The organism is Kordia algicida OT-1 (assembly GCF_000154725.1).
GTDB lineage: Bacteria > Bacteroidota > Bacteroidia > Flavobacteriales > Flavobacteriaceae > Kordia > Kordia algicida.
The window spans coordinates 2,923,185-2,943,487 of record NZ_DS544873.1 but is presented as its reverse complement, the minus strand read 5'-3'; the positions used below and the strand labels follow the sequence as shown (position 1 = coordinate 2,943,487).

The following is a 20,303-nucleotide window of genomic DNA, read 5'->3' as shown; positions in this document are numbered from 1 at the left end:
ACGTGCATGAAGGTTTTTATAAGATACACTTTTTTATTCATTTTTGTATTCCAATCGAATGCGCAATTAGCTGATTTCAAAAGTATTGATTTTGAAAAAGCAGACGCAATTGCATTGGAATACAAAGATGAAACATTGCACAATTTGCCCGATTTATCTTCTAAACTTACTTCAAATTTAACCACAGATGCAGCACGTTTCAGAGCTATTTTTAAATGGGTTTGTAGCAATGTGGCAAACGATTACTATTTGTATTCAAAAAACAAACGAAAGCGTCTTCGATATAAAAATGACAGTTTACGATTGAAAGATTGGAACTATCGATTCAATAAAATTGTCTTTGAAAAACTTTTAGATGACCGAAAAACAATCTGTACAGGGTATGCATATTTAATAAAAGAATTGGCAAATTTGGCTGGAATTGATTGTGAAATTGTACACGGTTTCGCCAGAACGAGTACGATGAATATCAAAAACTTAGATGTGCCAAATCATTCATGGAATGCAGTAAAACTCAATGGAAAATGGTATTTATGCGACCCAACTTGGGCAAGCGGAATTCCAAATCCGTCTTCGGCGCAATTTGAATTTCAGTTTAATGATGGTTTCTTCTTGTCTGATCCACATATCTTTTCTGTAAATCACTTTCCTGCGGATGAAAAATGGTTTCTTCTAGAAGATGCCAAACCTACTTTTGAAGCATTTTTGGAAGCTCCAATCATTTACGGTCAGGCGTACGCACATTTCAACAGTCACAATGCGCCGCAAAAACTAGAAAATACAGTACGTAAAAATGAAGCAGTTATTTTCAAATTACAACTACAAAAAAACATACAAAAAGAAGATGTTACACTTGTCGTAGAAAATACATTTCATGAATACAAAGTAAAGCCAGAAATGGTTTCTATAGAAAATTTATCGTTAACAATCGGACACAAATTCACGGCAACAGGTTACTACGATGTGCATCTATACATCAAAAAAGATTTAATTTCTTCTTACTCCTTTGAAGTTAAAAAAGCGACTTCCAAATAATAAGTATATTTTTGATGCTGAACTTCTTATCAAAATTTGTAATAAGAAAAATCAATTGAAGTATAATCAAAACTAATACTTGCGATGTAAGTTTTGGCAGAATATTTGACTAATATTGCATATTAACAATAAAATAAATTTAAAATATACATATTATGGCTTTAGAAATCACAGATGCTAACTTCGAGGAAGTAGTAATGAATAGCGACAAACCAGTATTAGTTGACTTTTGGGCAGCTTGGTGCGGACCATGTAAAATGTTAGGTCCTGTAGTTGAACAAATTGCAGGAGAATACGAAGGAAAAGCTGTTGTAGGAAAGTTAGATGTTGATGCTAACCAACAATACGCAGCTCAATTTGGCGTGCGTAACATTCCAACAGTATTAGTTTTTCAAAACGGAGAATTAGTAGGACGTCAAGTAGGTGTTGCTCCAAAAAATGCTTATACAGATGTACTAGATAAGTTATTAGCTTAAAAAATAGTTAGATATACAACAGAAAAGGTTTGGCGTATTGCCAAACCTTTTTTATTTTGTGTAAAATTCAAAAAGCACTAACGCGTAGTGCTTCCCAATTGCATAAAAATACATGCTCAAAAAATAAAACGCTTGTGAATTTACAACAAGAATTCAATAAAACTTCAGGATTTAAAAACTTAGAACTGCTTGCACAACAAGTAGTAGAAGGATTTATTTCTGGAATGCATAAAAGTCCATTTCACGGTTTTTCTGCGGAATTTGCCGAACATAAAATTTACAATGCTGGTGAAAGTACCAAACATATTGATTGGAAACTTTTTGCAAAAACGGACAAATTATACACTAAAAAATACGAAGAAGAAACCAATTTGCGCTGTCACATTATCATTGACAATTCTTCTTCTATGCATTATCCTGAAGTAGAAACACCTTCGTTAGAAAACCTAAATAAAATTGCATTTTCTGTATTGGCAACCGCTTCTTTGATGAACATTCTCAAAAAACAACGCGATGCTATCGGTTTAAGTGTGTACTCAGATAACTATGATTTTTACGCGCCAGAAAAAGGAAGCGAGCGACATCATCAATTGTTACTAAATGCCCTTGACGAAACAGTCACTACAAAGCGAATCAATAAAAAAACAGACACATACACCTATCTACATCAAATTGCAGAGAAAATACACCGTAGAAGCCTCATTTTCCTCTTTACAGACATGTTTCAAGATGGCGTAGAAGACGAAAAACTGTTTGAAGCATTGCAACATTTAAAATACAACAAACATGAAGTCATTTTATTTCATGTATTTGATTCAGAAAAAGAAGTAAACTTCGAATTTGACAACAAGCCAAAACGATTTATTGATGTAGAATCGGGCGAACATATCGATATTTACGCAGATACGGTTCAAGAAAATTATCAAAAAGCGGTTTCTGACTATTTTTTACGATTAAAAATGAAATGTGCACAATACAGAATCAAGTATGTTGCGGCTGATATTAACGAAAATTTTGAAAAAATTTTACTAACGTATTTAGTTGAAAGACAAAAGTTTGCATAATAAGGTCAAAAAAAAATTGAATTTTTATTCAAATATGTTTGTATAAATAGAATTGTAGTGTATATTTGCATCCGCAATCAAGCAACGGTTTGGTAGTTCAGCTGGTTAGAATACATGCCTGTCACGCATGGGGTCGCGGGTTCGAATCCCGTCCAGACCGCTAAAATTGCAGAAAGCTTCTCTTTCGTGGAGAAGCTTTTTTTGGCAAAATGATTTAGTTGTGTTGTTTAAGGTAAATCGTTGATTTACCTTGGTTTAGTAGTTAAACCAATGAAAAGCTTTCCTTTTTTCTTTACTGAAAATAGGGATGCTTTTTTATTTTAACGAAACTCGGCTTTCAAAAGTCCAAAGGACGAATTGAAAATCGAAAGTTGAGTTAATCCTGACGAATGTCAGTACCTTATGATTTTTCCGCTAGTTTTTTTTGATTCCCACAAATTTTCATTGAATTTCATATCAAGCAGTCTGAAGGACGCACTTAAAGTTGTTAGTTGAACTAATCCTGAAGTAAAATTAAAATTCCACAATCTCTCCAAGGTTTCTAAAAAATCACACTTCGATACTCCCAAAAATCACTCAGGAAAAAGCCAAAATAAATCAATGCTACAATAAATTTCAAAAAAGTAGAGAATAAGAAGCCTAAAAATGATCCGAAAGCCGCTTTAAAAGCACTAGAAGCATCTTTTTCAGCAAAAGCGAGTTCACCAATTAATGCGCCTAAAAAGGGTCCAATAATGATTCCGAAAGGTCCTAAGAAAAGCAATCCAATTATCAGTCCGATGGTTGTTCCATAAATCCCATATTTACTGCCGCCATAACGTTTTGTACCTAGCGCAGGAATAATATAATCCAAAATAAAAACAAACAATGCAACAACGAAAGTAATTCCTAAAAATGTCCAATCGTTAGGAATAGCTTTTGTTAAGTAGAGTAAAAGTAAGCCTATCCAACTTGTAATTGGTCCCGGTAACACTGGCAAAAAACTGCCAATAATGCCGAGAAGCATCAAGAAAAAACCAATTACCGTTAAGAAAATATCCATAGCCCAATTTTTCAGTAAGACGTATAGAAATAAAAAATGTTACAATATTTCCAACTAAAAAATTAGTTTAAACTAATTTTTTAGTTATATTTGTTTCGTTGAACTAAAGATTTAGTTGAAAAAATACGATTGAATATATGAAGCAGTTAACAAAAGCAGAAGAAGAAATCATGCAAATTTTGTGGAAACTTGAAAAAGCAAATGTCAAAACCATCATTGAAAATTTTGAAGGTTCAAAACCAGCTTACAATACAGTTTCTACCATTGTGCGAATTCTTGAAAGTAAAGGATTTGTAGGTTATGAAAAAGTGGGAAAAGGACATGAATATTTTCCGCTTTTAGCACAATCTGAATATAGCAATCAATCCATTTCAAAATTGGTAAATGGTTATTTTCAAGGATCTTTTAAAAGTATGGTATCGTTTTTTATGCAAAAAAATGATATCAGTACTTCTGAATTGGAAGATATTCTCAAAGAAGTCGAAAAAAATAACAAGAAATCATGATTGCATATTTTATCAAAGTCGTTGCGTTTCAGCTCTTATTTTTACTCAGTTACGATCTATTTCTGAAAAAAGAAACCTTTTTTAGTTGGAACCGAATATATTTAATCTGTTCTTCGCTAATCTCGTTTGCATTACCGTTTATAAAACTAGAAAGTTTTCAAAAAGCGGTACCGCAAGAATATGTTGTGCTGTTGCCAGAAATTGTGTTGACACCAGAAAAAACAGTTGCTCCCATAGAACCTGTATGGAATTGGTTTCTCATCATTGGCATTGTGATAAGTAGCATTTTATTTATCTATAAAATTGGTCAATTACTTCGTTTGCGTTTCAAAGGACGCTTTATAAAGTATGACAAATACACAATTGTTACCTTACCAAAAAGCACCATGGCATTTTCCATCTTCAACTACGTATTTATTGGAGAAGATATTGAAGAAACAAAAATAGACGATATTCTATCACATGAATTGGTACACGTTCATGAAAAACATTCATTAGACTTATTGTATTTCGAAATCTTACGCATCTTGTGTTGGTTTAATCCATTAGTATACATCTACCAAAAACGAATCTCAGAATTACACGAATACATTGCTGACGCGGCAGTAGTAAAACACAAAAATAAATCCGATTATTATGAAAAATTGTTAGCTGAAGTTTTTCAGACACAACATTTTTCGTTTACCAATCAATTCTTTAAACATTCATTAATAAAAAAACGAATCATTATGTTGACAAAACAGAAATCCCGAGAAATTTTAAAACTAAAATACCTAGTTTTAGTACCAATTTTAATCATGTCTTTACTCTATACTTCTTGTGAAGAAACCTCGATTACAGACTCGCAAGATAAAGTAGAAACCGTTGATGCTAATGCGAAAAAGGCGCAACTTCAAGATTTGGTTAAAGAGTTAAATCAACTCAATGAAAATCTTGAAAAAAATCAAATTTTATCTGAAAGCCAATATGAAAAACAAACGCAACTACTTGAAGAAATAGCAAATTTAATAAGCGATCAAGACGAAAAACTCCAGTCTAATTTGGGTGAAATGCGTTCATACGAAGAATACGTTAAAGCTCGCAAAAAGAGTATTGCTGAAGTTAATAATTATAGCGAACTAGAGCAAGAAGCTATAGAATTTAAATTGATTGATAAAGCGCCTGTTTTTCCTGGTTGTGAAGGTTTGGCAACATTAGAAGAATTGAAAAATTGTTTCTCTAAAAAAGTGCAAATACATGTAAATCATAATTTTAATACAAAGAAAGCAGACGAAGCAGGTTTGGAAGGATTAAACAGAATTTTTGTAAAATTTATCGTAGACGAAAACGGAGAAATCAAAGAAGTTTTTGCAAGAGCGCCACATCCTGTATTAAAAGAAGAAACGGAACGCGTCATCAAAAGTCTTCCAAAATTTACACCAGCAGAAAAAGATGGAAAAACAGTGAGCGTAAAATACATGTTGCCTATTGTATTTAAAATTCAATAAAACGTATGATTAGAATACTTCTCATAGCTACAATCTGTATAATTACAACTAAAGTCGGAGCGCAATCTTCGACTTTATTTGTGGCAGATAGTTTATACAAAATTGGTAATTATTCCAAAGCCATTGAATCTTACCATAAACTTGAAAATACAAGCTATACCAATACGCAAATCGCCAAAGCTTATAAAGCCTTAGGAAATACGAAAAAGGCCATAAAAAGCTATGAAATGGTCTTAGAAGTAGATGTAGAAAATGTATTGGTGTTATATGATTATGGAAAGCTCTTGTATTCGACAGGAAAACTAGAAAAATCGCTTGCAATCTTTGAAAAATTAAAGGAAAAAGACACACTCAACCCAAACTTTCACTATCAAATTGGATTAGCAAAAGAAGCATTACTACAACCTGATTTTATAAACGCATACGAAACAGCTTTTGCATTAGATTCGCAACACCAAAAAAGTAGTTACAAGCTTATCAAAAACTACATGGAAACTCAAAAGTATGAGGACGCAGAAGCTGTCATAAAAGTTGGTTTAAAAAACAACGCAGACGATGTAAAAATTATTGGCTTTAAAGCGCAACTATATTATGCATACAAAGAACATCGAAAAGCGTTGGCATGGTTTGAAAAACTCATCCATCGAAAAAAAGCAACACGTTATGTCTATGAAAAAGCGGCATTTTGTGCGTATCGCGTGCGACAAATTACGAAATCGATCAACTATTACGAAGAAGCTTTAAAAAGAGATCGTGGCAACTACTTTTACCATTCGCAATTGGCAAAACTGTACTATCAAGATGTAGCAATGAAAAAAGCAGAACATCATGCTTCGCAAGCAATTCTAGGGAAAATGACAGATCCTTCGGGCGATTATTATATTTTAGGATTGGTGCATTTTGATCGAAAAGAACATGGAAAAGCCATCAAACTTTTTAAAATGGCGTTGGATGAAAATCCAGACTATGAAGCGGCACAATTTCAATTGGCATTGTGTGCAGACAATTACTATGCTGACTTAAAACAAAAGCTAAAAATGTACGAGCGTTTCCTAGAAAAATTCCCCAAAGCGAAAATCGAAATGCAAAATATTGTCAAGACGCGAATTCGTGAACTCAAAGAGGAAATTCACTTAAAATCAGAATAAAAGAACGGAAAATTATCACAAAATGGCTAAAAGTCGTATTTTTCATGATATTTGTACTGATGAAACGACTATTTACATATTCTCTATTGCTCGTAGTTTGTGTTTCTTGTGACTTTATCAATCGTTCTGTAGTAAAAGAAGAAACGATTGTAGCACAGGAAAAACAGAGTATTGATTTGGATACAGTAGATGAATTTCCGTCGTTTGCAAGTTGCGATCATCTAGAAAAAGAAGCACAGAAAAATTGCTTTTTTGAAACGCTAACGAATCAAATTTACGAGCATTTATCGCAAAATGACTTTACTGTTTCAAAAAACATTCAAGACACCATTCAAGTTGCATTACAAATAGATACTTTGGGAATCATTAACATTGAAAGTATCAACAAAAAAGTGGTAACAGGAGAACATTTGCCAAATTTAGACAGTCTGATTCATGCAAGCATCAACAACTTGCCAAAAGCTTCCGCAGCAAACAAAAGAGGTATTCCTGTAACTACAAAATTTATATTGCCAATCATTCTGAATGTAAAGGAGTAGGTTTATGCTGTGTTTTTTTGTTCTTTGTGTTTTGTTCTTTGTTGTAAGCCTGATTATTTTTTCAAATAACAAACCCACAAAAAACAAAACACAATTCCTAAGATCGCACTGCCAACTTTCGCAACAGTCGCAACACTTCCACATACAACCAAATAATCGTAACCAATAATCCCCAAGTGGTAAACCATTCATAATGTTTTTTGGCTTTTCCAACATACCGATCTATATAGTCAAAATCAAGAAGCAAGCTCAAAGCAGCAAAAATGGCGACAACAATATTAAAAATAATGGCAAACCAAGAACTATCCCAAAGAAAAGAAATAACAATTCCGAAAAAACGTAAAATAAAAGAAGTAATGTAAATGATAAAAATCACGGTTGTCACTGTAATCACGACACTTTTAAATTTTTGAGTCACTTTAATAATCCTTGTCACATACAACAGCAGCATGATGAAAAAAGTAGCCATAGTAACAATCACAGCTTGAAACGGTAAATTTGGATAACTTTTGTGGATATATGCGCTAAATCCGCCAATAAAAACACCTTTTGCAAGCGCATACACAATAGTAAGTGGCAAAACCCATTCGCGTTTTACAGAAATTAAAATACTACAAACAATCGCAATTAAAATGCCACCAGTAGTAAACCATTTAATTTCAACACCATCAAAAAATAATTTCCACATCACGGCGGCTGTCAAACAAACCAAGAGCAAACAAAAAATAGATTTCAAAACGACACCACGAAGTGACATTTTTCCACGTGCTTTCTGTTGTCTAGAATTCTTCCAAAAATAACCAGTAAATGCAGGATTTGAAGTTGACAATCCGAATAAACTCATATGTTGATTTTTGTTAAAAATACTAATAAAAAATATACTTTAGGTTCATGATTTTATCACGAAAATGATTATTTCTTAAACACGCGATTCTTCCAAGTATACGTAGAAACTAACGATTTTAGGAAGATAAAAATCGTGAAAAACGGATACAATAACGTACTGAATAGAAAGTAGAAAAACTTGAATTTTTGCTGTGTAAAATGTAGTGTTTGTGCCAATAAAAAACTATCAATAAGAATTTTTAAAACGGCAACGCAAAGAAGGAATTTCCACGAAACCGAAGTAAATACCAAACATGGAAGTATGCAAAAAAGAAGATTCATAAGTAGCACCAAAACTCCAATAAGTTTTCCTCTCAGAAGCGTATAATTGGCACTTTTAGAAGCCCAGCGCATGCGTTGCGAAACCAATTCTTTAAACGTATTTACAGCGTAAGTGTGTACCAATGCACTTTTTGTTTTTAAGTACACAACTTTTTTTGGCCATTTTTGAATGAATTTTTCCAGCAAAAAAACATCGTCACCACTCGCAATCGTATCATTTCCTGAAAATCCGTGTACTTCCAAAAAAGCTTCTTTTTGATACGCCAAATTCGCACCATTACACATAAACGGAAGTTGCAAGCCAAAACTTCCCATCGTGGTTCCTTGTAAACTTAAAAAATCAAGCAATTGAAAATAACTAAAAAACGAAGTTGTTTTTTGATACGTAACTGGCGCAGCAATCATTTTTGGCTGTTTTATGGCAATCTCCTGATTGAAAAACGCAAGCCAGTTCATTGGTAACATACAATCGGCATCTGTGGTGATAATCCAATCACTTTGTATTTGTGAAATTGCGGTAGTAATCGCGTCTTTTTTTGGCGAATTGGAAACGCGTTTATTCTGTAAAATATAAATGTTGAATGTTGAATGTTCTTTGCGGAATTGTTCAATGATTTTGCAAGAATCATCTTCAGAAGCATCATCAACAAACCAAAAAGTCATCTTCGGAATTGGATACTTTAAATGTGCAATAGATTGTAATAATTTTGGTAAATGTGTCGCTTCGTTTCGAAACGGAATAATCACCGAAAAATCTACTGTTGAAGCGATATGTTGTTGTTTGATCTTGGGTAATTTCCAAAAACCATACATCAAACTTAAAATAAGCAAAACATAACAAGTAAGAACTGCACAAAAAATTCCAACGATCATGTAATTACAGATTTTTCTGCTACGATCGCAGGATTAAAATTCAGTACAAAATAGCTTCCAAAAATACTCGGAATAACAAAATTGAAAATCCACATCAGCAATACTACTGAAAGAATTGATAATTCAGGAACATTCAAAAATCCAAATAGCCAAACCGCAACACTTCCTTTTACAACAACATCAAAAATAAACAACATCGGAATCAAAGAAGTAATCAAGTACATGGCAGTAATTGCACTCATTATGGTTACATATGAAGTATTGAACCCGAAAAGAAGCAATAAAAAGTAAAATTGATGTGCAAAAATTACATAGCGAATGATGGAAAAACTCATATTTTTTAAATGAATTTCCCTAGAAACATTCCGCATAAAATCATGCAAACGTTTCCATGAATAGCCTTTAATCTGAAATCGTTTCTGCTTGCTTACAAATAAAAATATTCCGCCAAAAAGAATTCCAAAAATGCTGATGCGAGCAATCTTCTGCCAAGGCAATTCGACACCAAATTCAACTACGAAAAAGGCAAATCCGATCAATCCGAAAAAAACGGTTGTCAATAATTGTGCTATATTTCCAAGAAAATTCAGTCCAAACACATACTTTCGTTCCGATTTAGGAAAATACAAGGCTTTGGCACCATATTCGCCAATACGATTTGGAGTAAATAACGAAGCGGTCAATCCGCCCAAACTATGCGCAGTACTTTCCCAAATTGAAATAAATTTGATATGTTTTACGAGTGTTTTCCACTTGATGATTTCTATCAACCAATTTAAAAAAGTTGCCAAACACAGCACAAAAATTGTCGTTACCGAAAACAGTCGAGAAGCTTCTACTTGTGCAACAAACGTATCAAAATCCAATTGCGAATTGTGCATCAACTTGTCATAAATAAAATAACCCGCGCCAATAACAATGGCTAATTTTATAGCAAAGCCAAATAATTGCTTAGATTTGTGAGATACCGAAGTCTGCATACTACAAAGAAAAGCATTTCGCAACAGAGATATAGATTGAAATTAGATGAATCAGAAAAAAAAGGCGATAAAAACAGAAAAAATCATTCTAGGAATTGATCCAGGAACCACCATTATGGGTTTTGGACTGATAAAAGTAGTGGGTAAAAAAATGCACTTTTTACAACTCAACGAATTGCAATTGCAGAAATACAAAGATCATTACTTAAAGCTAAAACTCATCTTTGAACGCACTGTGGAATTGATTGACACCTATCATCCTGACGAAATTGCTATTGAAGCTCCTTTTTTTGGTAAAAACGTACAATCCATGTTGAAACTTGGTCGTGCGCAAGGTGTTGCCATGGCTGCAGGTTTGTCTCGCGAAGTTCCTATCACAGAATATTCTCCCAAAAAAATAAAAATGGCAATTACTGGAAACGGAAATGCCAGCAAAGAGCAAGTTGCCAAAATGCTACAAAGCTTATTGCAACTAAAAACATTGCCAAAAAACTTAGATTCTACGGATGGTTTAGCTGCGGCAGTGTGTCACTTTTATAACGAAGGCAGGGTAGAAGTGGGAAAAAATTATTCAGGTTGGGCAAGTTTTGTAAAACAGAACGAAAAAAGAGTAAAAAAATAATTTTAAGATGATTTCTGTATATTTCCATCTACTAAAACACTAAAAACTGTATGAGCCACCAATTAGAATTTTGTAAAAAATGTGTAAATCGTTCTTTCACTTCCTCAGAAGGAATAATTTGCGGTCTAACTAGACGAAAACCAACATTTATAGACACCTGTCCAGAGTTTAAAAAGGATATTGAAGAAGAAAAAAAGATTGCAGGACGAAAAGCAATGCAAGAAGCAGACATTTTGGGTGAAGGCAATGAAAAACCTGTGCCAGTTTGGAGAACAGTATTGAGTATTCTCATATTCATTCTGGTGATTGTTCGTTTGGTAGTGCGTTGTTCTGATTAATTAAATACGAATAGGCTATCGCTGGAATTTACATACATATCCCATTTTGCAAACAAGCATGTCACTACTGTGATTTTCACTTCTCTACATCTTTGGCGAAGAAAGATCGTGTGTTAAATGCTTTGCAAAAAGAGTTGCAACTGCGCAAAGCAGAATTGGCAGAAACACCTGTGGAAACCATTTATTTTGGCGGCGGAACACCAAGCATGCTCTCGCTAGAAGAAATACAGGCAATTTTACAAACTGTTTATGAAAATTATTCAGTTAGTTCCGATCCAGAAATTACCTTAGAAGCAAACCCAGATGATGTAACGGAAGCCAAAATAAAAGAACTTGCCAAGTCTCCAATAAATCGGTTAAGTATTGGAATTCAGTCGTTTTACGAAGCACATTTGCAATTGATGAATCGTGCGCATAATAGCGAAGAAGCTAAAAAGTGTCTGGAAATTGCCACAAAGTATTTTGAAAATATTACCATCGATTTGATTTACGGTGTGCCGAATATGACTATGGAACAATGGAAAACAAATTTGGAAACTGTTTTTAACTTCGGAATCAATCACATATCAAGTTATGCGCTTACGGTAGAACCGAAAACGGCGCTGGAAAAATTCATCCGACAAGGAAAGGTTAAAGATGTTTCTGAAGAAGCATCGCTGGCACATTTTAACGAGTTGGTTTCTGCAACCAAAAAACAAGGTTTTGTGCATTATGAAATTTCCAACTTTGGAAAACCCAATTATTTTTCGAAACACAATACTTCCTATTGGAAAGGCGCAACATACATCGGAATTGGTCCAAGCGCACATTCGTTTGATACCAAAACACGTAGCTGGAATGTTTCAAACAATACCAAATACATAAAAAGCATTGAAGAAAATATTCTTCCACTTACTATTGAAAAGCTTTCAAAAGACGATCAGTACAACGAATATGTGATGACAGGTTTGCGGACCATTTGGGGAATTTCGTTGGGATACATCAAAGAAAATTTTGGCGAAAGCTATCTACAACACACAAAACATATTGCCCAACAACATTTGGAAGAAAACACCATTCAATGTTCTGCGGAAGCGATCAAAACTACACAAAAAGGAAAATTTTTATGTGACGGAATTGCTGCTGATTTTTTTAAGGTTTAAGAAAGAAGATTTACATTTAAAAACACTTTTTAGCAAATCACTTCAACTTTGAAAAATCAATTTGTATTTTTGCGGCATGATATGTACCATACAACGTAAAACGACCAAACATCAGATAGATTTATCAAAACCTTTAGACATTTCCATTCCGTTGCGCGCTTCCAAAGAGAACGTAAATGCTTGGTATTTGGATGAACCACAGATTTCTCCTGTACGTTCTGACAATTGGGTTGGAAGTGTAAAAGAAGGCGGCGATGTCAATTTTAACAATATCAGTTTCAATCCACATGCGCACGGAACACATACAGAATGTGTTGGTCATATTACGGAAGAAGTACATTCGGTAAATCAGCATTTAAAACAATTTTTCTTTTATGCTGAGGTTGTTACGGTTGTTCCTGAAAGAAGCCAAGATGATTATGTAATTTCAAAAAAGCAATTACAACATGTTATTGGAAACAAAAAACGGGAAGCAATTGTTGTGAGAACGTTGCCAAATTTTAAAGACAAGCAACATAAGCAATATTCACACACAAATCCACCATATTTAGAAGAAGCTGCAGCAATATATCTTCGTGAAAAAGGAATCAAACATTTATTGATCGATTTGCCAAGTATTGATAAAGAAAAAGATGAAGGCAAATTGTTGGCGCACAATGCATTTTGGAATACTTCGGGAAACATGCGCATGGATGCTACGATTACAGAATTTATCTATGTAGCAAATAGCATAAAAGATGGCGCGTACTATGTAAACATTCAAATTGCACCATTTGAGAATGATGCAACGCCGAGCAAACCTATTTTATATAAAATTGTAAAATAATTAATTCCCTTTTAAGTTTTTCTGAATCTCTTTGCTGATTTGATCTAACGTTGGAAATGATTCTAGTTTTTCGCTAAAATCTTTCAATTGCTCTTGCACAATACGTTTGATTTTATTTTCGAGAATTTCATCAATAGATTTACCGTAATCGGGAAGTGGCTCTCCAGAACTATTAACATCTAAAATCATGTCTCCTTTACCTGTAATAAGCCAAAGCGGATTTAGCTCAGGATACGTATCGATTATTCTCTCTAAAACATCACTTCCAATAGAAGCGTTAGATTTTGATTGCTTACTTGTGTAGCCATTGCCCACTTTTATTGACATATCGAAGGAGCGCATGCTCATATTTTTATGCTTGATAAAGATGATTATTCTATCGATTATTTTCATTTTATATAGAAATTAAACCATGAAATAGAGGTTTTTCATAGAAAATAGTATTGGTAATTTGCAAAACGTCACTTAAACTGACAGTAAATCAGCACAAATGAAGCGACTATAAATATACATAATTTTTAATTGCGATATAGAATTTTTTCTGAAAAGACAGGAATTGTATACCGTTGATTCTCAATATTTTTGAAAATATCTGTTTTCTGTAGAAATAAAAGTTACTTTGCAGCCCTTGTAAGAAAACGAATTATGCTCCTTTTAAGTTTTTCTGAATTTCTTTGCTGATTTCTTCCAGCGTAGGGAAATTTTCCAGCTTATCGCTAAATGCTTGAAGTTGTCGTTTTACGATGCGCTCAATTTTATATTCTAGAATTTCATCCATTGACTTTCCGTAATCAGGAACAGGTTCTTCCACACGATCTACGTCAATAATCATATCACCTTTTCCAGTAATGAGCCACAGCGGACTCAAATCGGGATACGTATCGATAATCTTCTCTAGGACATCGCTACCTACAGAACCACCTGATTTCGATTGCTTGCTCGTATATCCATTTCCTACACCTATTGAGATATCAAAGGCACGCATGCTCAAATTTTTGTGCTTAACAAAGAGGATTATTCTGTCGATTATTTTCATCATTTTAGGAAATTATTCTATATAAAGTTTCTTTATGTAGAAAATAGTTTGTAATATTATACTGTCAGTCTATAAAGTGTGTCATAAAATCGACACAAATATAGCAATTGTAAATTATATATAAACTATTAGCTACATATGATAAGAAAGGAACAACGTAAAAAATTAAAAGAAGTTTTGGGATATCATTACACAGAAGGTGTTCTAAAAATATTAAAAGAGAAAAAAATAACGAGCAGAAATGGTAAGCCTTATGGCTCCTCAATGATTCGAAATGTATTTAATGGATTAAATGAAAATGAAGATATTGAAAATGCAATCATTGAGTTGTTTGTTCGTACGCAGGAAGACATTAAAGAAACTACAGAAGCAAGAAATCGAATATTAGGCATAACGTAAGTTGTTGTTGTCATATTTTACATCACGTCAGGCGTTGCAGTATCGTTTTAATTAAAAATACTGTAAATTTACCAGCGAAATAATCAGGTATGGTTATTGTAAATGCTCGTATATGGATATAGTTTTAGCAGTATTAATCGGAGGAATTGTTTCATACTTTGTTTATGATTTCGTCGGTAAAAAACAATCAGAAAAGCGCACTAAGCGTCAATCACATTTATTGCTTGATAAAATTAAAAGTGTTTGCAAACTCACAACAGTAGAAGGTGATTTTAGCGAGATATATCATTATGAAGATCGATCTGCACATTTTTTACGTATGATTTCAAGTAAAAAACGTGCACTTATTGTTATCAAAGCAAAAGCCAGTGTAGGATATGATTTAAAAAAGTTGCGTTTGGAAGCAAACAAAGATAATAAGAGTATCAAACTCATCCATTTTCCACAACCAGAAATTCTAACGGTAGAAACTGATTTTACCTATTATGATAAAAAAGATGGTTTGCTCAACAAGTTTGGCGCTGAAGATTTAACCAAACTCAATAAGGAAGCAAAACAACATATTATTGATAGAGTTCCCGAAAGTGGGTTGATAGAATCTGCCAAAAAAGAAGCACTAGATGCAATACTAATCATCGAAAAAATTGTGCAAACTATTGGTTGGAAATTGGATTATTCGGAAATAACATTGCCTGAAGAAGATATCTCATACCTTAAAAACAATTAGTCAATTTTGAAACTATTGTAACTAATTGAAAGTTATGATTTTGTAGATGGATTTTGATTTCCCTACTAGTTTTATAGGCGATTCAACTTGCAAAGCCGTATTTTATCGAAATTTTATATAGATTTAAAGAAAACCTAACCTGCTTTTACACATTCTTACTGTATATTTGCAACAACCTAAAAATAACAATAAGATGTCACTAATCGATAAAGTAGTTTATTATCTAAATGATGTTCTTGTAAGCCTAGATATTGCACCAATTCAAAAAACAGGAGCAAAAGGGAAAACTAAAACTAAAGAATTGCGTGATAGCTCTGATATCAACGCATAACTTCAAAATTGAAATGCTACGCTAAATTATTGGCAAGTTTTTTATATCTTGTTTTCAAATTTGTATGATGAATATCGAATTGTTACGAGAATATTGCATTTCAAAACTAGCGGTCACAGAAACATTTCCTTTTGATGAAGATGTATTAGTTTTTAAAGTCTTGGGAAAAATGTTTGCCCTAACTTCTTTAAAAGGTTGGGAATCAGGAACACCATCTGTCAATCTAAAATGTGATCCAGATAAAGCAGAAGAATTGCGTGGCGAATATGAAAGTATCAAACCAGGTTTTCATATGAGTAAAAAACATTGGAACACTGTTGAACTACATCAAGGAGAATTATCAAATGCTTTTATTCAAGAACTCATTGACGAATCGTATCGTTTAGTCATCAAAGGAATGACCAAAAAGCAAAAAGCCGAATTGGCAAACTATCAATAGGAATTAAATGTATGTTAGAAATTCGTCCAAATTGTGAGCATTGCAATAAAGAGTTGCCTTTTAATTCAACTGAAGCCATGATTTGCACGTTTGAATGTACCTATTGTGAAACCTGCGCAACAACTATTTTACAAAATATTTGTCCCAACTGTGGAGGTAATTTTACAAAACGTCCAATTCGTCCAAAAAATCTGCTTAAAAAATATCCGACAAGTACAAAACGTGTGTACAATCCTACAGATTTAGTAGCACATAATGAGCGTGTTAAGAAGATAAAAGCAGCAAATGATTAGAAAAGATTAAATTTTCAAAACCATTAATCTGCCATAAAATACCATTCAACCCTTATTAAATTCATTTTAATCGAAAGAACTACTGTATTTGGTATATAAAAGGGAAATTTACTAATTAATTGCTGAAAAATATAAGTTATACAAATGATGGAAAATCTTTCGTTTTTATTTATCGAAGATGACGAGATTGAAGTATTGAAGTTTAAAAAATCTTTAAAAAAATTAGGATTTACACATCGAATACTTGAAGCTAGGAACGGAGAGGAAGCACTAGAAATCTTGAAAAAGAAAGAAGAGCTCCCTAATGTCATTCTATTGGATTTAAATATGCCCAAGATGAATGGACTAGAGTTTCTTAAAGAACTTAAAGAAGATTCGCATTTGCGCTACATTCCAGCAATCATTGTTACTACTTCTAACAACCATCAAGACATGTTAGAAAGTTACAAATTAGGAATTGCAGGTTACATTATAAAACCATTACGTTACGAAGATTACATTAAAAAAATTCAACGTGTTGTTGATTATTGGATGGTCAACGAGGTTATCAATTTCTAAAAATCACACTTCTTCTTCGCGCTATTTTCTTTTTCTAAAGCTTTATAAGTGTCATTCGTCGGTTAATTATGTTAATTGACCGAAAACTATAAAGATTTTTAGTATATTCATCCGCAAAATCCCTCGAAACCACATTTGCGTTCAATGAAAGATAAGATTCAAGCCCTAGAACTAGCACTTCAGAACGAAAAAAAAGCACGCGAAAAAGCAGAAGAATTACTGCTATCTCGCACCAGCGAATTGCTAGAAGTACGCGAAGCACTTCAGTCGAAAATACAAGAACACATTGTATTCTTCGAGAATATTCTTGACTCTTATATTGTCATGGACACAATGGGAAATGTCATTAAAATGAATGAAGCTGCCAAAAAGCTTTTCGGATATGACATTAATAAAGAAGAACTGAATGTGGTCAATATCATCTACAGAGACGATTTTGAATATGCCATGAATTCCTTTGCGAAACTCATAGAAGATGGTTTTTTTCAAAACTATGAAGCCAGAATTTATACAAAAAACAAAGAAGTAAAGTGGGTTCAAATCAATTCGAGTTTAATTTACAATGAAGAAGGAGTAATTATTGCAGCGCAAGGCATTGTAAGAGATATTACCGCAGCAAAAGAAAATGCAGTTGATTTTGAAGAACAACGAGAACAGCTAGGCGCCATTGTAGATCATTCTACTTTTGGAATTGTACTAGCACAAAATCGAAAAATCATCAAAACCAACAACGCTTTCCAAAAGTTAATGCAATACAGTGAAGAAGAACTTTTAGGAATTCCTATCGATGAACTTTCTTTAGAAGAAGCGCATGAAGAATCGAGAAGACTCTACAGCAAAATGATTGCAGGAGAAATAAACCAATACAGTTTAAAAGAGCGTTACAAGCGAAAAGATGGAACCACTTTTATATCAAAAACTAGCGTTACAGGTGTGCGTGATAGTTTTGGAAATATAAAATACCAACTTGCTTTTATTGAAGATGTTACTGTGAAACATAAAAGGCGTTTAATGCTAAATACATTAAACAGCTTGACGCGTTCATTTATTGGAAAACTTACGATTCACGACATTGCTTGGGAAATTGCCAACGTTACGGCGCGCGATTTAGAATTTGAAGATTGTGTGGTGTATTTGGTAAACAAAGAAGAAAATATCTTAGAGCAAATTGCGGGTTACGGAGCAAAAGTTGATGAAAACAAAGAAATAATTGACAAGCTTTACATTCCGTTTGGAAAAGGAATTGTTGGTGATGTCGCACTTACAGGAAAAGCTGAGTTGGTACACGATACGAGCAAAGATCCACGTTATGTGGTTGATGACAAAAGGCGCTATTCCGAAATTACCGTTCCTATTATTATAGAAGAAAAAGTAGTTGGTGTGATTGATTCTGAAAATTCTGCTAAAAACTTCTTTACTAAAGAACATTTACGCTTGCTAAAAAACGTAGCGAATCTTGTGTCAATTCAGTTGACAAATGCTGTAAACTTAGAACGTAGAATAGAAGCGGAAAGTCAAAACAAAGAACTGCTAGAAAACTTAAAACGCAGTAACAAAGAATTGCGTGACTTTGCGCACATTGTATCACACGACTTAAAATCGCCATTGCGAAGCATCAATGCGTTGATCTCTTGGTTTCAGGAAGATTACGAAGATGTTTTGGATGAAGACGCCAACGAAACCTTTGACAAGCTCAATAATAAACTAGAGCAAATGGATGCTTTAATTGATGGAATTCTGCGCTATTCTAGCGTAAGCGACAAATATACACTCAGTCAACAAGAAGTAGATGTCAGTGAAGTATTGAAAGAAATACAAACCATCCTGTACATTCCAGAACATATCAAATTCAGCTATCCTGAAAAATTACCAAAAATTAATGCTGATAAAACGCGCATCAAACAATTATTTCAAAACTTGATAAGTAATGCGATCAATTATATTGACAAAGAAGAAGGAAAAGTAGAAGTTACTTTCAAAGAACTAAAACACTATTGGAAATTTTCTGTATCAGATAATGGTGTTGGAATTGCAAAATCGTATCACGATAAAATCTTCAAAATTTTTGAAACACTTGGTAGAAAAGGGAAATCAACAGGAATTGGCTTATCTATCGTAAAAAAAATTATAGAACTATATAATGGAGAAATATACCTAGAATCTGAAGAAGGAAAAGGAACTACATTCTTCTTTAAACTCAAAAAATAACATGCAGTTAGATACACCAAACCTATCGTATATAAAAGAGCTTGCAGACGGAGATGCCGATTTTGAAGCAAGCTTAATTGCCATTCTAAAAAAAGAACTTCCCAAAGAAAAAGAAGCCTTTATGGAAAGTGTGCAACAGAAAAACTATCAAAATTCAGCAGCGCATGTGCATAAAATTAAACATAAAATTAGTATTTTGGGACTCGAAAAAAGTTATGACTTTGCAATAGCTTTTGAAGAAGAACTCAAAAATGGCGATCCCAAACGTTATGATACATTTTTAAGTATTTTGCAAAACATGGAAAAATTTTTAACGACAATTTAAGCCTACCTACTTATGAAAAGTATAATTGTAGACGATGAAGCAGCAGCAAGAGCAATAACCAAGCAATTGTGCAAAAAAATTGAAGCACTTACGGTTGCTGAAGAATTTGAAAATGCTATTGATGCCATAAAATATTTAAACAACAATACTGTTGATCTGATTTTTTTAGACATTCACATGCCAACATTTTCTGGTTTTGACTTTATCCAAACGTTAAAAAATCCTCCGTTAATCATTCTCACAACTTCCGATAGAAACTTTGCATTAGATGCTTTTGAGTACGATTGTGTGGTAGATTATTTGGTAAAACCAATTACGCCTGAACGCTTTGCAAAAGCTGTAGATCGTATAAAAGATAGAAGTGTCGCCAATAAAATTGAAGAACCATTACAACCAAATGACGAAGATACGGCTACAGTAGGCAACGATTTATATGTAAATATTGATCGTCGTCTGGTAAAAATCAACGTTCCAGACATTTGTCTCATTGAAGCGAAAGGTGATTATATCAAGATCAAAGCAGAAGACAAAAACTACGTAGTACATTCTACACTTAAAAAAATAGAGGAAAAGCTCCCTACACATTTATTCCTAAAAGTACATCGTTCATACATCATTAACACAACAAAAATTGTAGATATTGAAGACAATAGTGTATTGATAAAACAAGACGTTATTCCTGTAAGTAGAGCCAACAGGAAAGAGCTTATGAAACGTCTAAATTTACTTTAATTCTCAGAAC

26 protein-coding genes and 1 tRNA gene are annotated in these 20,303 nt (G+C 33.3%); 21 read left to right on the top strand and 6 right to left on the bottom strand.

Annotated elements, in window-relative coordinates:
- Positions 1-6: 6 nt before the first annotated feature.
- The 4 genes from KAOT1_RS12535 (at position 7) to KAOT1_RS12520 (ending at position 2,735) form a co-directional block, all read left to right on the top strand.
- On the top strand, positions 7-1,035 hold the full coding sequence (locus KAOT1_RS12535; RefSeq protein WP_007095195.1) for a transglutaminase domain-containing protein: 1,029 nt from the start codon (positions 7-9) through the stop codon (positions 1,033-1,035).
- Positions 1,036-1,190: 155 nt separating this feature from the next.
- The gene (gene trxA / locus KAOT1_RS12530; protein ID WP_007095194.1) at positions 1,191-1,511 is read left to right on the top strand and encodes a thioredoxin; all 321 of its coding nucleotides are present in this window, start codon (positions 1,191-1,193) and stop codon (positions 1,509-1,511) included.
- Between the two features lie 134 nt (positions 1,512-1,645).
- A complete protein-coding gene (locus tag KAOT1_RS12525; protein WP_007095193.1) occupies positions 1,646-2,575 on the top strand; it encodes a DUF58 domain-containing protein in 930 nt (309 codons plus the stop codon).
- A gap of 86 nt (positions 2,576-2,661) precedes the next feature.
- Positions 2,662-2,735, top strand: a tRNA-Asp gene (locus tag KAOT1_RS12520).
- A 381-nt stretch (positions 2,736-3,116) separates the two neighbouring features.
- On the opposite strand, the gene KAOT1_RS12515 is transcribed toward KAOT1_RS12520, so the two are convergent.
- On the bottom strand, positions 3,117-3,617 hold the full coding sequence (locus KAOT1_RS12515) for a DUF456 domain-containing protein (protein ID WP_007095192.1): 501 nt from the start codon (positions 3,615-3,617) through the stop codon (positions 3,117-3,119).
- A gap of 137 nt (positions 3,618-3,754) precedes the next feature.
- Between KAOT1_RS12515 and KAOT1_RS12510 the strand changes: the two genes are divergently transcribed.
- From KAOT1_RS12510 to KAOT1_RS12495, 4 genes are read left to right on the top strand one after another with little or no spacing between them, the layout of a single operon-like run.
- Positions 3,755-4,123: a BlaI/MecI/CopY family transcriptional regulator gene (locus KAOT1_RS12510; protein ID WP_007095191.1), complete on the top strand. Its 369-nt coding sequence runs from the start codon at positions 3,755-3,757 to the stop codon at positions 4,121-4,123.
- Complete coding sequence (locus tag KAOT1_RS12505) at positions 4,120-5,610, top strand: M56 family metallopeptidase (RefSeq protein WP_007095190.1); 1,491 nt, start codon at positions 4,120-4,122, stop codon at positions 5,608-5,610. Before KAOT1_RS12510 ends, KAOT1_RS12505 begins: the two co-directional genes overlap by 4 nt.
- Before the next feature lie 5 nt (positions 5,611-5,615).
- Positions 5,616-6,758 (top strand): tetratricopeptide repeat protein, encoded by a 1,143-nt coding sequence (locus KAOT1_RS12500; RefSeq protein ID WP_007095189.1) that lies wholly within the window; start codon positions 5,616-5,618, stop codon positions 6,756-6,758.
- A 44-nt stretch (positions 6,759-6,802) separates the two neighbouring features.
- Positions 6,803-7,297, top strand: coding sequence for a hypothetical protein (locus KAOT1_RS12495; protein ID WP_007095188.1), 495 nt, complete (start codon positions 6,803-6,805; stop codon positions 7,295-7,297).
- Positions 7,298-7,394: 97 nt separating this feature from the next.
- Here KAOT1_RS12495 and KAOT1_RS12490 read toward each other — a convergent pair whose 3' ends face one another.
- The 3 genes from KAOT1_RS12490 to KAOT1_RS12480 all read right to left on the bottom strand — a co-directional run bounded on the left by KAOT1_RS12490 (position 7,395) and on the right by KAOT1_RS12480 (position 10,317).
- Complete coding sequence (locus KAOT1_RS12490) at positions 7,395-8,141, bottom strand: Bax inhibitor-1/YccA family protein (RefSeq protein ID WP_007095187.1); 747 nt, start codon at positions 8,139-8,141, stop codon at positions 7,395-7,397.
- 68 nt (positions 8,142-8,209) lie between these two features.
- Positions 8,210-9,337, bottom strand: coding sequence for a glycosyltransferase family 2 protein (locus KAOT1_RS12485; protein WP_007095186.1), 1,128 nt, complete (start codon positions 9,335-9,337; stop codon positions 8,210-8,212).
- Positions 9,334-10,317 carry a lysylphosphatidylglycerol synthase domain-containing protein gene (locus KAOT1_RS12480; RefSeq protein ID WP_007095185.1) on the bottom strand — a complete coding sequence of 328 codons (984 nt, stop codon included), beginning with the start codon at positions 10,315-10,317 and terminating at the stop codon, positions 9,334-9,336. The genes KAOT1_RS12485 and KAOT1_RS12480 overlap by 4 nt, the downstream gene beginning before the upstream one ends.
- A 67-nt stretch (positions 10,318-10,384) precedes the next feature.
- On the opposite strand from KAOT1_RS12480, the gene ruvC reads away from it, so the two are divergent.
- The 4 genes from ruvC (at position 10,385) to KAOT1_RS12460 (ending at position 13,245) form a co-directional block, all read left to right on the top strand.
- Complete coding sequence (gene ruvC, locus KAOT1_RS12475) at positions 10,385-10,939, top strand: crossover junction endodeoxyribonuclease RuvC (protein ID WP_085956382.1); 555 nt, start codon at positions 10,385-10,387, stop codon at positions 10,937-10,939.
- Positions 10,940-10,989: 50 nt separating this feature from the next.
- Positions 10,990-11,277 carry a hypothetical protein gene (locus tag KAOT1_RS12470; protein ID WP_007095183.1) on the top strand — a complete coding sequence of 96 codons (288 nt, stop codon included), beginning with the start codon at positions 10,990-10,992 and terminating at the stop codon, positions 11,275-11,277.
- A 17-nt stretch (positions 11,278-11,294) separates the two neighbouring features.
- Positions 11,295-12,419, top strand: a complete 1,125-nt coding sequence (gene hemW / locus KAOT1_RS12465; RefSeq protein WP_040559529.1) for a radical SAM family heme chaperone HemW — start codon at positions 11,295-11,297, stop codon at positions 12,417-12,419.
- Positions 12,420-12,495: 76 nt separating this feature from the next.
- Positions 12,496-13,245: a cyclase family protein gene (locus KAOT1_RS12460; protein WP_007095181.1), complete on the top strand. Its 750-nt coding sequence runs from the start codon at positions 12,496-12,498 to the stop codon at positions 13,243-13,245.
- Here the strand turns inward: KAOT1_RS12460 and KAOT1_RS12455 are convergent, their stop codons facing one another.
- Both KAOT1_RS12455 and KAOT1_RS12450 read right to left on the bottom strand, forming a co-directional pair.
- Positions 13,246-13,638 carry a hypothetical protein gene (locus KAOT1_RS12455; RefSeq protein WP_040559527.1) on the bottom strand — a complete coding sequence of 131 codons (393 nt, stop codon included), beginning with the start codon at positions 13,636-13,638 and terminating at the stop codon, positions 13,246-13,248.
- 250 nt (positions 13,639-13,888) lie between these two features.
- Complete coding sequence (locus KAOT1_RS12450; protein WP_040559525.1) at positions 13,889-14,284, bottom strand: hypothetical protein; 396 nt, start codon at positions 14,282-14,284, stop codon at positions 13,889-13,891.
- A gap of 135 nt (positions 14,285-14,419) precedes the next feature.
- Here KAOT1_RS12450 and KAOT1_RS12445 point away from each other — a divergent pair, with 135 nt between their 5' ends.
- The 9 genes from KAOT1_RS12445 to KAOT1_RS12410 all read left to right on the top strand — a co-directional run bounded on the left by KAOT1_RS12445 (position 14,420) and on the right by KAOT1_RS12410 (position 20,293).
- Entirely contained in the window at positions 14,420-14,680 is a 261-nt protein-coding gene (locus KAOT1_RS12445) for a hypothetical protein (RefSeq protein ID WP_007095178.1), read from the top strand.
- A gap of 112 nt (positions 14,681-14,792) precedes the next feature.
- A complete protein-coding gene (locus KAOT1_RS12440; RefSeq protein WP_007095177.1) occupies positions 14,793-15,407 on the top strand; it encodes a DUF4230 domain-containing protein in 615 nt (204 codons plus the stop codon).
- A gap of 193 nt (positions 15,408-15,600) precedes the next feature.
- A complete protein-coding gene (locus KAOT1_RS22945) occupies positions 15,601-15,738 on the top strand; it encodes a hypothetical protein (RefSeq protein WP_007095176.1) in 138 nt (45 codons plus the stop codon).
- Between the two features lie 67 nt (positions 15,739-15,805).
- Positions 15,806-16,177: an MmcQ/YjbR family DNA-binding protein gene (locus KAOT1_RS12435; RefSeq protein ID WP_007095175.1), complete on the top strand. Its 372-nt coding sequence runs from the start codon at positions 15,806-15,808 to the stop codon at positions 16,175-16,177.
- Positions 16,178-16,188: 11 nt separating this feature from the next.
- Positions 16,189-16,470: a DUF1272 domain-containing protein gene (locus KAOT1_RS12430; RefSeq protein ID WP_007095174.1), complete on the top strand. Its 282-nt coding sequence runs from the start codon at positions 16,189-16,191 to the stop codon at positions 16,468-16,470.
- A gap of 147 nt (positions 16,471-16,617) precedes the next feature.
- Positions 16,618-17,028, top strand: a complete 411-nt coding sequence (locus KAOT1_RS12425; protein ID WP_007095173.1) for a response regulator — start codon at positions 16,618-16,620, stop codon at positions 17,026-17,028.
- 144 nt (positions 17,029-17,172) lie between these two features.
- Entirely contained in the window at positions 17,173-19,236 is a 2,064-nt protein-coding gene (locus KAOT1_RS12420) for a PAS domain S-box protein (RefSeq protein WP_007095172.1), read from the top strand.
- A 1-nt stretch (position 19,237) separates the two neighbouring features.
- A complete protein-coding gene (locus tag KAOT1_RS12415) occupies positions 19,238-19,561 on the top strand; it encodes a hypothetical protein (protein WP_007095171.1) in 324 nt (107 codons plus the stop codon).
- A 12-nt stretch (positions 19,562-19,573) separates the two neighbouring features.
- Positions 19,574-20,293 carry a LytR/AlgR family response regulator transcription factor gene (locus KAOT1_RS12410; RefSeq protein ID WP_007095170.1) on the top strand — a complete coding sequence of 240 codons (720 nt, stop codon included), beginning with the start codon at positions 19,574-19,576 and terminating at the stop codon, positions 20,291-20,293.
- Positions 20,294-20,303: the final 10 nt, after the last annotated feature.

What these genes read in the sequence shown, in the direction of transcription:
- KAOT1_RS12470 (WP_007095183.1), top strand. Translation starts at nt 10,990, where the DNA reads ATGAGCCACCAATTAGAATTTTGTAAAAAATGTGTAAATCGTTCTTTC.
- KAOT1_RS12485 (WP_007095186.1), bottom strand. Translation starts at nt 9,337, where the DNA reads ATGATCGTTGGAATTTTTTGTGCAGTTCTTACTTGTTATGTTTTGCTT.
- KAOT1_RS12435 (WP_007095175.1), top strand. Translation starts at nt 15,806, where the DNA reads ATGAATATCGAATTGTTACGAGAATATTGCATTTCAAAACTAGCGGTC.
- KAOT1_RS12480 (WP_007095185.1), bottom strand. Translation starts at nt 10,317, where the DNA reads ATGCAGACTTCGGTATCTCACAAATCTAAGCAATTATTTGGCTTTGCT.
- KAOT1_RS12415 (WP_007095171.1), top strand. Translation starts at nt 19,238, where the DNA reads ATGCAGTTAGATACACCAAACCTATCGTATATAAAAGAGCTTGCAGAC.
- KAOT1_RS12445 (WP_007095178.1), top strand. Translation starts at nt 14,420, where the DNA reads ATGATAAGAAAGGAACAACGTAAAAAATTAAAAGAAGTTTTGGGATAT.
- KAOT1_RS12500 (WP_007095189.1), top strand. Translation starts at nt 5,616, where the DNA reads ATGATTAGAATACTTCTCATAGCTACAATCTGTATAATTACAACTAAA.
- KAOT1_RS12450 (WP_040559525.1), bottom strand. Translation starts at nt 14,284, where the DNA reads ATGATGAAAATAATCGACAGAATAATCCTCTTTGTTAAGCACAAAAAT.
- KAOT1_RS12455 (WP_040559527.1), bottom strand. Translation starts at nt 13,638, where the DNA reads ATGAAAATAATCGATAGAATAATCATCTTTATCAAGCATAAAAATATG.
- KAOT1_RS12535 (WP_007095195.1), top strand. Translation starts at nt 7, where the DNA reads ATGAAGGTTTTTATAAGATACACTTTTTTATTCATTTTTGTATTCCAA.
- KAOT1_RS12460 (WP_007095181.1), top strand. Translation starts at nt 12,496, where the DNA reads ATGATATGTACCATACAACGTAAAACGACCAAACATCAGATAGATTTA.
- KAOT1_RS12505 (WP_007095190.1), top strand. Translation starts at nt 4,120, where the DNA reads ATGATTGCATATTTTATCAAAGTCGTTGCGTTTCAGCTCTTATTTTTA.
- KAOT1_RS12510 (WP_007095191.1), top strand. Translation starts at nt 3,755, where the DNA reads ATGAAGCAGTTAACAAAAGCAGAAGAAGAAATCATGCAAATTTTGTGG.
- trxA (WP_007095194.1), top strand. Translation starts at nt 1,191, where the DNA reads ATGGCTTTAGAAATCACAGATGCTAACTTCGAGGAAGTAGTAATGAAT.
- KAOT1_RS22945 (WP_007095176.1), top strand. Translation starts at nt 15,601, where the DNA reads ATGTCACTAATCGATAAAGTAGTTTATTATCTAAATGATGTTCTTGTA.
- KAOT1_RS12515 (WP_007095192.1), bottom strand. Translation starts at nt 3,617, where the DNA reads ATGGATATTTTCTTAACGGTAATTGGTTTTTTCTTGATGCTTCTCGGC.
- KAOT1_RS12495 (WP_007095188.1), top strand. Translation starts at nt 6,803, where the DNA reads ATGATATTTGTACTGATGAAACGACTATTTACATATTCTCTATTGCTC.
- KAOT1_RS12490 (WP_007095187.1), bottom strand. Translation starts at nt 8,141, where the DNA reads ATGAGTTTATTCGGATTGTCAACTTCAAATCCTGCATTTACTGGTTAT.
- KAOT1_RS12420 (WP_007095172.1), top strand. Translation starts at nt 17,173, where the DNA reads ATGAAAGATAAGATTCAAGCCCTAGAACTAGCACTTCAGAACGAAAAA.
- KAOT1_RS12410 (WP_007095170.1), top strand. Translation starts at nt 19,574, where the DNA reads ATGAAAAGTATAATTGTAGACGATGAAGCAGCAGCAAGAGCAATAACC.
- KAOT1_RS12440 (WP_007095177.1), top strand. Translation starts at nt 14,793, where the DNA reads ATGGATATAGTTTTAGCAGTATTAATCGGAGGAATTGTTTCATACTTT.
- KAOT1_RS12430 (WP_007095174.1), top strand. Translation starts at nt 16,189, where the DNA reads ATGTTAGAAATTCGTCCAAATTGTGAGCATTGCAATAAAGAGTTGCCT.
- KAOT1_RS12425 (WP_007095173.1), top strand. Translation starts at nt 16,618, where the DNA reads ATGGAAAATCTTTCGTTTTTATTTATCGAAGATGACGAGATTGAAGTA.